General features: G+C 41.5%; 17 protein-coding genes. 3 read left to right on the top strand and 14 right to left on the bottom strand.

What is annotated here, in order from left to right; all coding sequences use genetic code 11:
* Nucleotides 1–3: 3 nt before the first annotated feature.
* Genes H6614_01265 through H6614_01250 form a run of 4 tightly spaced genes read right to left on the bottom strand, consistent with a single transcriptional unit; the run spans nt 4 to nt 3,315 of the window.
* Nucleotides 4–954, bottom strand: a complete 951-nt coding sequence (locus H6614_01265; GenBank protein ID MCB9242285.1) for a threonylcarbamoyl-AMP synthase — start codon at nt 952–954, stop codon at nt 4–6.
* A gap of 2 nt (nt 955–956) precedes the next feature.
* On the bottom strand, nt 957–1,424 hold the full coding sequence (locus H6614_01260) for a hypothetical protein (protein MCB9242284.1): 468 nt from the start codon (nt 1,422–1,424) through the stop codon (nt 957–959).
* Nucleotides 1,425–1,426: 2 nt separating this feature from the next.
* A complete protein-coding gene (locus H6614_01255) occupies nt 1,427–2,416 on the bottom strand; it encodes a phosphotransferase (protein MCB9242283.1) in 990 nt (329 codons plus the stop codon).
* Nucleotides 2,413–3,315 carry a polysaccharide deacetylase family protein gene (locus tag H6614_01250; GenBank protein MCB9242282.1) on the bottom strand — a complete coding sequence of 301 codons (903 nt, stop codon included), beginning with the start codon at nt 3,313–3,315 and terminating at the stop codon, nt 2,413–2,415. The genes H6614_01255 and H6614_01250 overlap by 4 nt, the downstream gene beginning before the upstream one ends.
* 134 nt (nt 3,316–3,449) lie before the next feature.
* On the opposite strand from H6614_01250, the gene fbp reads away from it, so the two are divergent.
* A complete protein-coding gene (gene fbp / locus H6614_01245) occupies nt 3,450–4,484 on the top strand; it encodes a class 1 fructose-bisphosphatase (protein ID MCB9242281.1) in 1,035 nt (344 codons plus the stop codon).
* Here the strand turns inward: fbp and H6614_01240 are convergent.
* From H6614_01240 to H6614_01195, 10 genes are all read right to left on the bottom strand, one after another.
* Nucleotides 4,481–5,533 (bottom strand): hypothetical protein, encoded by a 1,053-nt coding sequence (locus tag H6614_01240; GenBank protein ID MCB9242280.1) that lies wholly within the window; start codon nt 5,531–5,533, stop codon nt 4,481–4,483. The genes fbp and H6614_01240 overlap by 4 nt on opposite strands.
* Nucleotides 5,534–5,568: 35 nt before the next feature.
* A complete protein-coding gene (locus H6614_01235) occupies nt 5,569–6,363 on the bottom strand; it encodes an ABC transporter permease subunit (protein MCB9242279.1) in 795 nt (264 codons plus the stop codon).
* Between the two features lie 5 nt (nt 6,364–6,368).
* Nucleotides 6,369–7,304 carry an ABC transporter ATP-binding protein gene (locus H6614_01230; GenBank protein ID MCB9242278.1) on the bottom strand — a complete coding sequence of 312 codons (936 nt, stop codon included), beginning with the start codon at nt 7,302–7,304 and terminating at the stop codon, nt 6,369–6,371.
* Nucleotides 7,305–7,308: 4 nt separating this feature from the next.
* Nucleotides 7,309–7,845 carry an HDIG domain-containing protein gene (locus H6614_01225; GenBank protein ID MCB9242277.1) on the bottom strand — a complete coding sequence of 179 codons (537 nt, stop codon included), beginning with the start codon at nt 7,843–7,845 and terminating at the stop codon, nt 7,309–7,311.
* Nucleotides 7,846–7,888: 43 nt separating this feature from the next.
* On the bottom strand, nt 7,889–9,217 hold the full coding sequence (locus H6614_01220) for an MBL fold metallo-hydrolase (protein MCB9242276.1): 1,329 nt from the start codon (nt 9,215–9,217) through the stop codon (nt 7,889–7,891).
* An 18-nt stretch (nt 9,218–9,235) separates the two neighbouring features.
* Complete coding sequence (locus H6614_01215) at nt 9,236–9,556, bottom strand: rhodanese-like domain-containing protein (protein ID MCB9242275.1); 321 nt, start codon at nt 9,554–9,556, stop codon at nt 9,236–9,238.
* A gap of 8 nt (nt 9,557–9,564) precedes the next feature.
* Nucleotides 9,565–10,374 carry a sulfite exporter TauE/SafE family protein gene (locus H6614_01210; GenBank protein MCB9242274.1) on the bottom strand — a complete coding sequence of 270 codons (810 nt, stop codon included), beginning with the start codon at nt 10,372–10,374 and terminating at the stop codon, nt 9,565–9,567.
* Nucleotides 10,375–10,812: an NYN domain-containing protein gene (locus H6614_01205; GenBank protein MCB9242273.1), complete on the bottom strand. Its 438-nt coding sequence runs from the start codon at nt 10,810–10,812 to the stop codon at nt 10,375–10,377.
* A gap of 15 nt (nt 10,813–10,827) precedes the next feature.
* The gene (asnS, locus tag H6614_01200; GenBank protein ID MCB9242272.1) at nt 10,828–12,165 is read right to left on the bottom strand and encodes an asparagine--tRNA ligase; all 1,338 of its coding nucleotides are present in this window, start codon (nt 12,163–12,165) and stop codon (nt 10,828–10,830) included.
* Between the two features lie 76 nt (nt 12,166–12,241).
* On the bottom strand, nt 12,242–12,631 hold the full coding sequence (locus tag H6614_01195; GenBank protein ID MCB9242271.1) for a VOC family protein: 390 nt from the start codon (nt 12,629–12,631) through the stop codon (nt 12,242–12,244).
* A 180-nt stretch (nt 12,632–12,811) separates the two neighbouring features.
* Between H6614_01195 and H6614_01190 the strand changes: the two genes are divergently transcribed.
* Entirely contained in the window at nt 12,812–14,563 is a 1,752-nt protein-coding gene (locus H6614_01190; protein ID MCB9242270.1) for a hypothetical protein, read from the top strand.
* Between the two features lie 141 nt (nt 14,564–14,704).
* On the top strand, nt 14,705–15,274 hold the full coding sequence (locus H6614_01185) for a hypothetical protein (GenBank protein MCB9242269.1): 570 nt from the start codon (nt 14,705–14,707) through the stop codon (nt 15,272–15,274).
* Nucleotides 15,275–15,439 lie beyond the last annotated feature (165 nt).

The raw sequence follows: 15,439 nt of genomic DNA, 5'->3' as shown, positions 1-15,439 counted from the left end.
ATATTATTTCTCTATAAATTTCATTTCATTATTAACATTCAGAATAAAACCTCTCGCGGCTCTGTACAATCTGTCGTTTACTGCTCTTCCTATTCCCTCATTTTTTACTTTTGACGTAACGATATAATTGTAGCCTCTTTCATCAAGCTCCCTCATTTCCGAGAACAAGTTAACCGCAAGCTCTTTGATGTCATCGTATCTTTTAACGTCAAGGATACCTATGTTTTCCATATCTCTATACTTATCCATATTTTCATAGCCTGTTATATACAGGGGTGTGCGCGGAGAGTAATGGTACTTTATCATTCCCGGTGAATTGATCTTTCCGGAAGTACTTCTCTCCTCCACCTTCCCAGCTACCTTTTCTATGTCTTCTTTTGAGATATATCCCGGTCTCAGTATTTCTAAAGTGTCATTTACATAACTCACAACCGTCGACTCTATTCCAATCTCGCATTTACCTCCATCCAGGATATATTCTATCCTACCATCCAGTTCTTTTAACACGTCCTCAGCGCTGGTTGGTGATACACGCCCAAACCTATTGGCAGAGGGAGCAGAGACCGGCAGACCGGTCAGCTCTAACACCTCACGAAATAGCTCGTGTGAAGGTATCCTTATCGCAACTGTTTCCAGTCCCGCACACACTATATCAGGTATAATATCCTTACGCTCAAGGATATACGTAATAGGACCGGGAGAAAACTCCTCCATTAGATTATACACAACTTCGGGTATATTTGATGCATATTTTTCAATATCATTTACACTATGAACATGCACTATTAGCGGATTGAATTTAGGGCGTTCCTTTACTTCATATATTTTTAAAACAGCGTCGGCATCCAAAGCGTTTGCTCCAAGCCCATAAACAGTTTCCGTAGGCAGAGCCACCAGATTTCCGGCGGAAATCTCACGCGCGGCTGTCTCAACATCTTTGATTATCTTTGTCAAAATCAGTCTGCCATTTTTTCTAAGAAGACAATGCGCTCCAATTCCTTCACGCGCCTTCGTAAATCCAGATTCCTGTAAATTAAATGGGACACTACACCGAATAGAAAGAAAAACACCGCTGCCACACAAAAGAAAATCCTGTACACGTAATTAAACATTATCACAAGAGGCTGATAAAACGTTTTGTAGATGAAATTATTTTTTACCCTCTGGTATTTGCTCTCGTCTATCTTATCCTGCGAAAAAAGATTCTTCAGTTTCTCTATCTGCAATTCTACTTTCTTAGCAGAATAAAACACGTCGTCGATCCTATCATCTGCTGAATCTATATCGGCTTTATTTATACCTGCAAACTCAAGCGTCTCTTCAGATATGGAATCGAAGACAGACTTTGTCATCGAGCCCCCCATTAGCGCTACGAAAAGCAGAATTAAAGCAAATATGTAAAACACGTTATATACGATCTTCATAACTAATAATATTTTGTAAAGTCCATATCAACTACAGGAACTCTATTGTTTATATTTTCAATCCTTTTAAGATACCGTCCTCTAGTTTCGTCATTTATTTTGCTAAAATCGAAAGCCTGATATATCACCACAGCCAGCAAGACGTCTCTTAGCTTCAAGAAATCCGGCATTGCCTCAAGCCATTCCTTTTTGAAATCATTATGCGTCCGGTACCCTTTTATAAAATTCTTTAGAAAGAAATCAGCATACTCCTTCCTTTTTTCAACATCACGGGGAAGCTGGTAATACAACGACACTGCCGGGTCACTTACAAAATAATGGGTTTCCAAGTCGTCAAAATCGAACAACACTATGTCGTCCTCTCTAACGAAAAAATTACCATGATGCACGTCGCCGTGGATCAAACCAAAGCTATCTTTTGCTTCCGGATATTGACCAATCATTTCAAGCGTTTCGCCAATCCTCTGCTCAAGCAACTCCGAACCAGGCGGAAGATATTCGGCGTAATTGGTGAAAAGATCCGTTTCATTCCACCTTTCCCTTATAAAAGAACTGTCAGGCAGTTCATATTTCATAGATAACGCATGCATCTTTGCGACCGCTTTACCGATATTGAATACTACCTCATCGGTTATTCTGCCCTCCGGGTCTTCACCATATACCTTTTCGAACGCATAAGCAAGAAAGTAGTGGTCATCATTTTCCGGAACTATCTCTACAAGTTTATTATTCACCGACGGTACAACTCTCGCGACGGGGACTCCATTATCAGCCAGGTAATTCACAAAATCTACCTCACCCATAATGTAATTTTCGGTCCGCCTTATGCTATGAGTTATTTTTAGTATGTATTCCTTTCCGTTCCGGGCAAATTCATAAACGTGGCTTTCAAATCCTCCGAGGTCTTTTATATCCTCTTTCTTTACTCCATACCTGCTTAGTACTTCCAAAAGAACATCGTCGTTAAATCTTTTCTCTATTTCAGGTATCACTTAAACACTCCTGTCTCTTCGATGTACTTATCGAGGTAATCGCTATCCTCTGTATCCTGCGCAAAGGGTCCCGTATAACCCTTTTCTTTTGCGATCGCGCCGATCCTTCCCTGTCCATTTAAAAGCACGTCGGGCACAATCTGCGATATAGGGTCAGTGTACGCTTCCTCCGGAGAAATTATCTCCCAACCCTTTTCCCGCAAAAAGTCTATCAACTCGTCTATATACATCGCGGCAAGATCGTTTTCATGGAGTAGAAGTACATGTTTGGGTGACCTGCCTATTACTTCCTTAGCCATGTCATCATAAAATTTTATGCTATTCCACAAATGCTGAATGTAAATATTTTTGAGCTTGTAATAATCAACGGGCTTGCTAGCAATAAGCGCGTCCTGGAATAATTTTTCCAGATACCAGTCGTAATTATCAACCGTTACATAACCATTGACATAACCCATATCTGTCAGCGCTGTCCTGATCCTGTCCCTGGAATCGACATCCTTACCTTCGTCCAGAAACGGATACCTGAACCAGTATTTATAATTCGGAAATTCCTTTAGTATTACGTCAGCCTTTCGAATGTCATCAATATAACCATCTACCCCAAGCGTTTTAATGCTTCTATGGGAATAGGTATGATTTGCGATAAAATGCCCGGCGTTTGCGTACATCATTAGTCTTTCCCTCTCCACGGCATCCAGATCCCTCCCGATGCAGAAAAATGCTACTGCCGGTACATTTTTGTCCCTTAGCTTTTGTATAAGGATCTCCGTGCGCTGTTTTCCCGTATAATGCGCACCGTCTTTTCTGGGCGCATCGTCAAAAGTAAGCGCAATCTGCTGGGAAAACACAAATCCCGGCAATAATACCATTAATATGTATATAAACAATACCTTCATTTGTAAACGAAAATAACTTATTATTGGTAAAATTTAAACTTAAATTGCTATAAAAGGCACCGGCTTTTAGTATATTCGTTGAAATTTTAGTATAAAAATACTATATCTTTTAAATTAATAATCAATTCCGCGAGATGGACACAAAATTTAACACATTCTACAGACACATAATAGACGAGGAGCGCAAATACCCTGAGGCTACCGGACAAATGTCCGATATGCTGGCGGATATAGCGCTTGCTTGTAAGGTCATCTCTCAGGAAGTCAACCGCGCCGGGCTAATCGATATACTTGGCTTTACCGGGCAGAAGAATGTGCAGGATGAGGAGGTTAAAAAGCTCGATGTATATGCAAACGAGATCCTAACAAACGTGCTTAAAGCCGGAGGTCATGTTTGCGCCGTATGTACGGAAGAGGAAGAGACATTCATTCCCGTCGATGAGAAGTTCGCTGAAAATAAATTCGTCACAAATAAATACGTATGCCACTTCGATCCGCTCGACGGTTCATCAAATATAGAAGCAAACATTTCCATTGGGACAATATTTTCGATCTACAAACGCGTGTCCGAATGCGGTCTGGGTACTATCGAGGACTGCCTTCAAAAAGGCGTGGAGCAATTAGCGGCAGGGTATGTTATTTACGGGTCGAGTACGGTTCTTGTTTATACCGCGGGAAAGGGTGTTCATGCGTTCACACTCGATCCTTCCGTAGGCGAATTCCTACTTTCCCATGAAAACATACAGACTCCTAAAAAATCCCGTACTTTTTCGGTAAACGAAGGAAACACGAATAAATGGTCACCGGGCGTACAGAAATATATTTCCTACCTAAAAGAAAACGACCCGGAAAGCGGACGCCCCTATTCATCACGTTATGTAGGTTCGCTGGTAGCTGACTTTCACCGTAACCTGCTTTATGGAGGAATCTTTCTCTATCCGGCAGATAACAAGAATAAGAACGGCAAGCTCCGTCTTATGTATGAAGCAAACCCTCTCAGTTACATAATCGAACAGGCAGGAGGCAGGAGTTCGGACGGACATAACAGGATACTCGAAATACAACCGGAAAGCCTTCACCAGAGAGTTCCTCTATTCATAGGCAGTGAAGATGACGTGAAGCTACTGGAGAAATTTAAGGCTGAAGAAAAAGCTTCGGTCGAGGCTTAGGGAGAGGGTGATTCTTCTATAAATTTCTTTTTCTGAAAATCGGCGATATTCTGATCGTTCACATTTATCTCAAGAAATACGTCACTTCCATAGTTTTTGACTTCGATACTGTTCAGCATTTCCTCAGTCGCGCTTTTCTCTTCCTCGCTTTTTAATGCCGTACCCAGTTTTGAAAATGTAAGAAGCCCGTTTATAAGTTTACGGATCTTATTCGCCGACTCGTCGTTTATGCATCCACACTGCACAATAAGCTTTAGATCAGTTTCCATATTCACGGAGAACCCGATCGAATTCACATTCTCATAGAGTGTTCCTATATCGCCTGCCGGAGAATCCGGAGACTGCTGTTCTTCCTCGCCGGGATTCATACCTCCGGTACCGCCTCCTAGGAAGTTAAGGAATACACCCCGTATGAACATCTTTTCCGTGGAAACCATCATGAGGTTCTTTTTATAAAGTGTACCATCTACCGCATTCATAAGTGTTTCGTTAGAGAGCATACCGTTTTTTGATGTGTCTGTCATCTGCATCATCCTGTCGAGCTGTGTCTGGTAGTTACTAGCGCAGATCGTGACCTCGTCTTTTAGATAGAAAAACAGATTGTCGGTTATGCTTTTATATACTTCCAATCCGTCGGAATATTTGATCTTTGTAAAGTTCGAATCGCTTTCTATGTAAGCATCCAGTTTAGACTTATCGAATACACCTTTTAATACGATGGAGTTTTCTCCGAACCATGAATTTGCGTAATACAGTTCGTCGAGCCCGTTCGAGATCGTCGCCCCTGTGGCTTTGCCGAAAAGGTTAAGGATACTGCCGAATGTTTTTTCCGCCGTAAGTATTGAATCGGAGACGTTTCTTTTCCAGAAATCGGTATTGCGCATGGATTTGAAATTCATGTACATCACGAATTGCGCATCTTTCATGAGGAGATTGAGATTATCCCGGACGGATATAGATAATTTTTCGGGGACGGGAGCTCTATCGCACGCGGAGAGCAGGAATGCCAGGCAGAAAATTACAGCAATTAGATTTCCTTTCCTTCTCATAATATCAAGCTGATAGATTTATGAACCGAACCGAATTAATAATCTTTTTTCTTGAAATAATATATGGAAAGCGCGAGCATAGTAACCATAAAAAGTAATGAAGTCCAGAGCGGAAGCCAGCTTTCGATGGGCTGTTCCGTAATCTGCGCGGCGGAGATCATGTTGATACCGCCGGGTTTAGGTAATATGTAATAGAAAAAGTCGAGGACGAATTTTACAAAATCATTTTTAAGAACGTCCGCGATGTCTGCTCTGGCACCCAGTATAGGCAAAACGATAAGTACAAGGAAAAGAGTCACTATAGAGGATATTATCGTGCTCTGGGTAGTCAATCCCAGTAATATCACAAGCGAATAAATAACAGCGAAAGATACCGTCAGCCAGATGATCGAATAAAGGAACGGGAAGTGCCAGAAGCCGGATTTGAGTGATAATATCAGCCAGACACAACCGATCAAATAAACAAGGTTCAGGAAGATCAGTATGACACCGCCGACGAATTTACCGATGATTATTTTGGTTCTGCCAATTGGTTTTGAAAGAAGCAGGTCAATGTTACCTTTTTCCACCATCGATGGAATAATCGACGAAACTGCTATCAGGCTTATAGTTATTATAAACAGATACGATACACCCATAATAATGCTCTCAAATCCAATAACCGCAGCTTTAATATCCGTTTGCTTGGATACCTCGACAACGCTATCGATGGACTCAATGTTCACAAGCACCAGGAAAATGAATATTATCAAGGTAGATAACGCAAAAAATCCGAGTATTATCTTCTTGGCTATAGCTTCGTGTATTGTACCTTTAACGATCGCAAACATTTTGCTTAAATTTGATTTTGGTCTTCGCCGACCAGGTTTATGAACATACTTTCCAGCGTACTCTTCTCCAGCGAAACATTATGCAGAAGTATCTTCTGATCTCTCAGATAGTCTATTAATTTATTAAGGTCGTCCACGGATTCAGTCGAATAAATAAATTCCGTCTTGCCGTGCAGTGTTACTTTGTATTCGCTTAGAAGCTTGTTACTGAGTTCATCCGATAGATCCGATGTGATAAATTTATAATTATTTCCTGTTGTTGTGATCTCATCAACGGTTCCCTGTCTCAGGAGTTCACCTTTATTAAGGATAGCAACCCTATCGCATATGAGCTCCACTTCGCTAAGCAAGTGGGAATTAAGGAAAATCGTTTTACCCTGTGCTTTTAGGTGGAGCAGAACGTCGCGGATGTGTTTTCTGCCAATGGGATCCACGCCGTCGGTGGGTTCATCCAGGAAAAGCAGGTCGGGATTATTTACCATTGCCTGGGCAAGTCCCAGCCTTTGAAGCATCCCCTTTGAATATTTCTTTATGCTTGTCTTTTCCCACTTTTCAATACCAAATAAGGTAAGCAGTTCTTTTGTCTTTGCCTTGATCGTTGCATCATTCAATCCGCTGAGCCTTCCGAAATACTCCATCACCTGTCCGCCTTTTAAATAAGTCGGGTATTTGTGGTTTTCCGGGAGGTAACCCACTTTCATTTTATACGAAATATCTGAAAGAGGTTTGTCGAATACCGTAGCATCTCCTTCAGTTGCGAAAACTATTCCGAGAAGTATCTTTATCAGTGTGGTTTTACCGGCGCCATTCGGTCCAAGCAGTCCGACGATCTCACCCTGGTTCACCTCAAAGGAGAAATTTTTCAAAGCAACGATCTTAGCCTTTGAGAAGGACTTCCCTTTGTATTCTTTTCTTAGATTTTTTGTTGATATTACGGACATAGTTTTATTTTAATCTTTCGTCGGATCTCATCGCCTCGATAATATTATCTATATGCTCCCTTATCTCAAGCCCAATATCTTCAGCTCCCTTGGTCAAGCCTTCTCTCTCTATATTCCTGGCAAATCCCTTATCTTTCATTTTCTTAATGACGCCCTTTGTTTGGACTTCATTTAAGCCTCCGGGTTTCATATAAGAATATGCAGTCACAAGTCCTGTTATTTCATCACATGCGAATAAATACTTAGCTATAGGGGTTTCCCTTGCTACATCCGTTCTTTCTGGGTACGCATGTCCCAGTACAGCATCGATGAACTCTTTGTCAAATCCGGCTTCCTCCAGTATCGGCACCGCGGTATTAGGATGAGTGTCAGGATACATTTCCCAGTCGAGGTCGTGAAGCAGACCAACAGCCCCCCATTTATCCTCATCCTCACCCAGTTTATTCGCATAAAACTTCATACAGGTTTCAACTGCATAGCAGTGTTTCCTGAGGTTCTCGTTCTTAATGTACTTTTCAAGCAGTTCCTGCGGATTTGTCATGGTAACAGATGAAATTACATTCCAAAAATTAACAATTAAAGCACTATATAAAAAGCCTTATCTTATTGCCCAGATCAAACGCCTGCTTGCCAGTTTTCTCACTTATAATGCTTGCACCCGTCGAACCTCTCGACCCACCGGCGCAATGAACAACAACCGGTTTACCGGTATCGATCTCGCTCACTCTATCCCTCAATTCAGCCAGAGGAATATTTACCGCGCTATCGAATATTGTAAAGTCGGCTAATTCGCCCGGATTCCTTACATCAATGATAGTGTAGTTTTGCGGATTTTGTTTCAAATCACCGTAATCGATAGTATCGGCGTTAGAGGAAACCGTGCCCGTATTTACCAGCGCGCCCTCTATCTTTGACTCGTAACCTATTTTTGCCGTACGTCTGATCATCTTTTCGACAGATTCATCATCCAAAGCCACAAGATAATATTTTTCATCAGGTGCTACTATCGAACCCAGCCACGTCTCGAATGCCCTGCCCGGAGCAATATTGATGGCTCCCTCTAAATGTCCGTTCCTGTATTCATCAGCCATCCTAGCGTCTATAATTAAGATACCGGGCTTTATATCCTTTGTTTTGATACGCGGAACATTTACAACGCTCTCTTCGAAATCAGGAGCGCCCTGCCTGTTAGTCTCCACATCATAACCGAAATATTTCGGAATGAAAGGCTGTCCCTCAAGCAGTACATCAATGAATTCATCTTCACCCATCGGCTGAAGAGCGTAATTAGTTTTCTTTTCTCTACCCATAGTGCTGTACCTGTCACTGCTGAGCGCTTTACCGCAAAGTGACCCGGCACCGTGCGCCGGATAAACCAGCACATCGTCTGATATATTGAGAAGTTTCTCATGTATGGTATTGTACATCATTCGAGCAAGCTCTTCTCTCTTCTTGCTGATCGCCCCGGCTGACTCACGCAGATCAGGTCTGCCTACATCACCAACAAACAAGGTATCTCCCGTTGCAAGAGCATAGTCTTTTCCGTCTTCATCTTTTATCAAGATACTGATGCTATCAGGCGAATGCCCCGGAGTATTAATGGATTGAAGAGTGATGTTACCCAGCTTTAACTCATCACCGTCATCGAACGCCGTATAATCATATTTTGGTCCATAGAGATCACTTGTATATACTTTCGCTCCCGTATGCCTGGATATTTCCAGATGCGAACTTACAAAATCGGCGTGCGGGTGAGTCTCAATTACGGCTGTTATCTTAGCATTATTATCCTTCGCAAAATCATAATATGGTTTTGGATCCCTTGCAGGATCAACCAGCGCTACCTCTCCTTCACTTAGAATTGCATAGGATGCGTGCGCCAGGCATTCGTCATAAAATTGTTTTATTTCCATTTTATAAAATTTTAAATTTTACTTTACCACGTCGTAACCTTCGTCATTCCATTCCACTATTCCTCCGAGCATATTATATGACTCGGCAAATCCCTTCTCCTTCATAATGTCCATTGTCTGCCCGCTCTTATTCCCCGTACGGCAATAAAGCAGGTACTTTTTATCTTTATCGAGAGCTTCTATCAGTGCATGAAAACCCGGATGCGTGAAATCGAGGTTATAAGAACCTTCTATATGACCGGCTTCGAATTCCGCCGGAGTTCTTAGGTCCAGTACCTGGTATCCGCCCTCATCCATTTTCGTTTTGAATTCATCGATTTTAATGTGTTCGTGTTTCATGTATAAATTTAATTTAATGTTGCTATAATTTCTCTAATTAATATATATGACCCCATTGCCAGAACGAACCAGCCGAACGAGGTCTTTAACCTTGCCGCCGATATTTTGTGAGACAGGTAACTTCCTATCAATATTCCTCCTATGGCAAAAGCAAGGAAAGTCAGCAGGAAACCCCACTCCACGTCATAATGCCCCAGCAGGTCGCCGGCAAAACCGGAAAGAGAATTAATAGTAATTATCAGAAGCGACGTGCCGATGGCTGATTTTACGGGGATCTTCGCAAGAAGCACCAGAGCCGGTACGATAAGAAATCCTCCACCCGCTCCGACAATCCCGGTCACAAATCCTATCCCAAATCCATAGAAGGCTATTAGAATAAGATCTTTTTTGTGAACCACCTCGCGTGTATGTTCTTCTTTAACACCTCCGCGTATCATAGAATATGATGACCCCAGCATAAACACCGCAAAAATTATCATCACAGCCAGGTCTTTTGTGAGGTCGAAGCCGTTAATACTTAGTAATGTATCAGGTACTGAAGGAATAATAAATTTGCGTGTGATGAACATCGAGATAAGCGAAGGAACTGCGAAAACGATCGAGGTCTTTAAATTTACGAGCCCCTTTTTAAAATATGATAAAGAACCTATGAAAGTCGTCGAGCCGACAATAAAAAGCGAATAGCCAGTTGCGGTAACGGGATTAACCCCAAATATGTAAACGAGTATCGGGACAGTGAGTATCGCGCCTCCCGCGCCGAGCAAACCCAGTATTAATCCTACTGCAATCGCGCAGATATATCCAACAACTTCGAGCAATTATGTGAAGTATTTTTTGAACTCTTTCATGTCTTTCCTGCTCATACCGCCCGGCTTTTCATCATCGTAATGGTACAATTGATTGACGTTCTTATCACGAGTTACACCGTCATTTGCGCTGATGGAATTCCAGAAATCTTCGGACTTAATCACGTTACAAGCGCAGGCTTTTCCCAGCCCGGCGATCGCATTGTCCGAGCTCACAATGGTCAGATCGGTATTGCCTTCGTTCAGTTCAATGTATTGTCTTATTATGTCATCGGCACTCTTGTTTCCCGAATATCTTACGTTGATAGTATCCTCGCCATGCCCGTCGAAGACGAATATCACATTTTTATTTACACGGGATCTCACCGCTTCGACCACAGCCTCCCTCGAATCCTTGATGTGAGGAATCTTGTGCATTAGATTATTTCCGTCTATTATTATCTTTTCCATAATAATTATAACAAATTACGGTGTTATCCTGTTCGGTCTTCTCGCGAAAGGTATCGCTTCCCGTATGTGTTCCAGGTTGCAGATCCATGAGACCATTCTCTCGATACCGAGCCCGAAACCGGAGTGAGGCACGCTTCCGAACCTCCTGAGGTCCAGATACCACTCAAACGCTTCCATTGGAAGCTCGTGCTCTTTTATTCTCTCCTGTAAAACATTAATATCTTCTTCACGCTGTGAGCCTCCGATGATCTCACCGAAACCTTCCGGCGCTAACACGTCCACACCGAGTACAAGCTTTGGATTTTCCGGATCACGCTTCATATAAAATGCCTTTGCTTCCGCGGGCCAGCGATGAACCATAACAGGCTTGTCATACTCTTCAACGATCGCTTCCTCATGAGGTGCGCCAAAATCTTCACCCCAAGGGAATGGTCTTATCTCTTCTTCGCCTTTATCTGTCTTTCTTATAAGAGGTATGTCCCTCTTTCTTAATATCTCTATCGCTTCGTCATATGTAATTCTCGGGAAAGGTTTCTTCACTTTCTCTAATTTAGAAACGTCCCTGCCCAGCTCCTCTAGTTCCTTCGCGCAGTTCTTTATTACTCTTTGTACCACATATTCCAGGAAGTCTTCAATCAGATCCATGTCATCTTCTAAGTCATAATAAGCCATCTCCGGCTCCATCATCCAGAATTCCGTTATGTGCCTTCTCGTCATAGAGTTTTCCGCGCGGAATGTAGGTCCGAGTGTGTAAACCTTACCGAGCGCCATCGCTCCGGCTTCAGCATAAAGCTGTCCGGACTGCGCAAGATATGCATCGCCCATATCGAAATATTTGGTCGAGAAGAGCGTGGACGTCCCTTCGCATGCATTAGGAGTGAATATCGGTGTATCGAAAAGCACGAAGCCGTTATCATACATGTATTCCCTAATGGCGTGAATAATCTCATTCCTTACTCGCAGTATGGCAACCTGCCTTCTCGATCTGAGCCATAGGTGCCTTTCGTCCATGAGAAATTCTATACCGTGCTCTTTGTGAGAAATAGGATAGGGTTCTGCTATTTGAATAATCTCGACGTCGGATACCTGTATCTCGTATGTGTCTTCTTTCTTATGGTGGACGACAACTTTTCCTTTAACGATGATGGAGGACTCCTGTGTCAGCGTGCCGAACTTTTCCCATACTTCCTCCGGTACTTCACTCTTAACCACAACACCCTGTATAATACCCGAGCCGTCGCGTATCTGCGGAAACATCAGCTTACCGGATGAGCGCATATTGTAGAGCCATCCTTTTAGGGTCACTTCCTGGTCTACGTAATTCTTTATATCTTTAATTCGTATTTTCTGCATTAATTAATTACATAATTTGTAAAAGCATAAAGATAGCCATTTCAGAGCTCATTTTAAATGAGTCAAATAGTGCCTATCACACCTCGTAAGTGGTCAATTCCACTTCATGTCCGTCCGGATCGTGCAGGTATATTGACTTTGCGACACCGTGGTCAGCAACCCTGATTCCCACGCCTTTAGCTTTGAGCTCTTCCTGCGCTTTAACGAAATCCTCACCGCTCACCCTGAATGCGAAATGATCCACAACCAGGTAGTCACCTTCCGGCTTACCTTTCGGATCGTCTGTTTTTGATGGAAATATCGCGATGCCTGTATTATTTTCGAGTGTGACTGCAAAAATCGGCACGCCATCCCACTGGCTTTTGAATACATGATCCAGCCCAAGCACATCCATATACCATTTCAGCGACACGGCGGGATCTTTCGCGATTATCGCTACATGGTCCAGCGTTTGTAATTTTACCATAGTTTCATTATTTGGTTTTATAAATATACATCATTCATTTTGCTATTAAACTGTAATTGGACTTTTGTACTAGTTTATATTTGAAAATATAATTTAAATGATTAAATTATATCTACACAAACTACCTCAAACATGCGGAAATTCTTTATTCTAATAATAATTTTTACAACATCGTGCAATATGAACGAAAATCAACTTTCAGAAGAAAAGCTGAATGACTTAATTGCATTCACAAAGCTTTACGGTTATATCAAATATTTTCACCCCTCATCCGAATCGAAAGGTGTTAGCTGGGATGCATTTGCCCAATATGGAACCCGGAAGATACTCGAAGCCGGTTCAAGGAAGGAGGTTATATCTACTCTTAATGAACTTTTCAGCCCTATAGCCCCCTCACTTTTGATTTATTCCGGGGATGCGGACGATGAATATCCGGTAGACAGGTATACCCCCAAAGATACGACAGGATATAGTTTGGTAATGTGGATTCATGATGGTCACGGAACTGAAACAAACCGGGATAAAGTTGAGAATGTCTATAATAGCTACATTACAAATTCAGATACAGCCGATATAAAAGATATCAAAATTATCGAGAAGGATCTGGGGAATGGAATAAAAGCAAAATTCCCCTCCGTACTTTATTCAAATGGGAAGACTTTTCCTACAGGCAATGAAACTAAAGTAACTGAATTTCAAAGGATGCTTTTCGAAGAATCAAAAAACAATTTTGTAATCGACGATAAGGCATATTTTATAGCGAATGTAATTATTACATGGAACATCTTTGAGCATTTCTTTCCCTATTTCGACGTGATCGACGAAATTGCATCCGGTCAAACCACCCGTGATGAATACTGGGGAAACATTTTGAAGAAAGCATTGAAAGAAGCATATAACAACGAATCGAAAAAAGATCATTTTGTCACGCTACAACATATTGTCTCAGCATTAAGAGATGGTCATGGATTCGTTTCACATGATGATATATCAAAGGACCGAAGCAGACCACCTTTGAAGATCGAATGGATAGAGAATTCCCCGGTGGTTGTCAAATCTAATGATGATGACAAAGATATTACAGAAGGCGACGTTATAACGGAAATTGACGGCAGAGATGTTTCGGAACTAATAAAAGAAATCGAAGAGAAAGTGTCTGCTTCCACAGATGGCTCAAAAAAAGTATCCTCCATTGAAATGGAGCTGCTGAGAGGTGAATACGAAAGCAATATCACATTAAAAGTTCGCAAACCGGACGGAAAGGAGATCACAAAAACATTTAGACGGACAGAGGGCTTATTTCCTATTATAAATTTTCCTTACTACCAGGATTTTTTTCAGATCGATTCGGGGATTTACTATGTTAATCTAACGAAGATCAAATGGGAAGTTCTCGAAAAAAAGCTCGACACTCTTGCCAATGCAAAGGGTATTATATTTGATGTACGCGGCCGGCCACAAGACAAGATGTATATTTTATTTCAGCATTTATACGATACTAATATTCATTCTTCAAGGTGGTTAATTCCAAGAATAACAGAACCTGATTTTAAAAATGTAGATTTCAGAGAATCCGGAGTGTGGGACCTCTCTCAGTTAGAGCCCCGAATTAACGGAGAAGTTGTTTTTTTGACAAATGCCCGGGCTATAAGCTACGGTGAATCCTTTATGGCAATAGTAAAGAATTACCATCTTGGGACGATCATAGGAGAGCGCACAGCCGGGACTAACGGAAATGTAAATCGGTTTTTACTTCCGGGTGGATATCAAATATCTTTTACAGGAATGAAAGTCCTAAATCACAATGATTCGAGATTTCACGGAATAGGAGTAGTTCCCGACATAGAAGTCCGTAAAACGATCAAGGGCGTGAGCGAAAAGCGTGATGAGCAAATGGAAAAAGCTCTGGAGTTTTTAAAAAACAGTAACTAAACCATTTACCAGTACCCGGCATCAAATTTCCGAATGGTGGTATTTTTACGCATAATTTGATGGAAAACAACTAACTGCCTTTACTTAAAGATATATTTTAACCATTCTTAACTTATGATTCGCTAAATCAAAAACGGAGCCATGAAAAAGACCCAAATCATCTTAGCGTTTTCTATTTTTTGTAACCTGGTGCTGGGAGCTGTATTTTACAAATCCTATGACAGTTACAAAAATTATAAAACGTTTTACGAGGACAGTCAGCGTGAGCTGGGTGTGATGTCTGACAAGTACATTAAACAACAGGACGTAAGCAACAATCTTTACAAAGAGTACAATAAGCTCAACAAGGAGCAGAAGACACTCAAAGACAAAAACAAGTACCTCTCTGCCGTAAATAAGACACTCAACAAAAAGGTAAACAGATATACTGCGGCAGGTAAGAACAACAAGAAAAAGAGCTACAAGAAAAAAAGCCGGAAGTATAAGTCAAAGAAATATAAGAAGTCCAAGAAGTATAAGAGCAAGAAAAAATACAAGAAGTCAAAAAAGTACAATAGTAAAAAGAAGTATAAAAAGAGTTATAAGCCGAAAAAGAAAAGAAGCTCATCATACAATAAGAGCTATAACTCAAGCATCAATACATACACTCCTCCCAGAAGTTACAAGCGGGAAGAATCTTCACAAAAGCTGTATAAGAATCCGCACAAATAAGAGAGAAAGTAAGACGATTTTAAAAAGGCAGGTTTTTTCACCTGCCTTTTTTATGCCCTAAATCCTGTATTTACAGCCCTGAAAAACAGCCCAATTCAGCTCTGCAAATCATTGAAAATAAATAACTAATCCATCTAAACCATTCCCATCCTCATAGCATCTTAC

The sequence above is a fragment of the Ignavibacteriales bacterium genome (genome assembly GCA_020635255.1).
Lineage (GTDB): Bacteria > Bacteroidota > Ignavibacteria > Tepidaquicellales > Tepidaquicellaceae > JAEYVS01.
Note: the sequence above shows the minus strand (reverse complement) of the source record. Positions and strands in the feature narration are given on the sequence as shown.

Excerpts from the sequence above, each read along its gene's own strand:
- H6614_01260 (MCB9242284.1), bottom strand. The coding sequence starts at position 1,424 with ATGAAGATCGTATATAACGTGTTTTACATATTTGCTTTAATTCTGCTT.
- H6614_01250 (MCB9242282.1), bottom strand. The coding sequence starts at position 3,315 with ATGAAGGTATTGTTTATATACATATTAATGGTATTATTGCCGGGATTT.
- fbp (MCB9242281.1), top strand. The coding sequence starts at position 3,450 with ATGGACACAAAATTTAACACATTCTACAGACACATAATAGACGAGGAG.
- H6614_01240 (MCB9242280.1), bottom strand. The coding sequence starts at position 5,533 with ATGAGAAGGAAAGGAAATCTAATTGCTGTAATTTTCTGCCTGGCATTC.
- H6614_01235 (MCB9242279.1), bottom strand. The coding sequence starts at position 6,363 with ATGTTTGCGATCGTTAAAGGTACAATACACGAAGCTATAGCCAAGAAG.
- H6614_01230 (MCB9242278.1), bottom strand. The coding sequence starts at position 7,304 with ATGTCCGTAATATCAACAAAAAATCTAAGAAAAGAATACAAAGGGAAG.
- H6614_01225 (MCB9242277.1), bottom strand. The coding sequence starts at position 7,845 with ATGACAAATCCGCAGGAACTGCTTGAAAAGTACATTAAGAACGAGAAC.
- H6614_01220 (MCB9242276.1), bottom strand. The coding sequence starts at position 9,217 with ATGGAAATAAAACAATTTTATGACGAATGCCTGGCGCACGCATCCTAT.
- H6614_01215 (MCB9242275.1), bottom strand. The coding sequence starts at position 9,556 with ATGAAACACGAACACATTAAAATCGATGAATTCAAAACGAAAATGGAT.
- H6614_01205 (MCB9242273.1), bottom strand. The coding sequence starts at position 10,812 with ATGGAAAAGATAATAATAGACGGAAATAATCTAATGCACAAGATTCCT.
- asnS (MCB9242272.1), bottom strand. The coding sequence starts at position 12,165 with ATGCAGAAAATACGAATTAAAGATATAAAGAATTACGTAGACCAGGAA.
- H6614_01195 (MCB9242271.1), bottom strand. The coding sequence starts at position 12,631 with ATGGTAAAATTACAAACGCTGGACCATGTAGCGATAATCGCGAAAGAT.
- H6614_01190 (MCB9242270.1), top strand. The coding sequence starts at position 12,812 with ATGAACGAAAATCAACTTTCAGAAGAAAAGCTGAATGACTTAATTGCA.
- H6614_01185 (MCB9242269.1), top strand. The coding sequence starts at position 14,705 with ATGAAAAAGACCCAAATCATCTTAGCGTTTTCTATTTTTTGTAACCTG.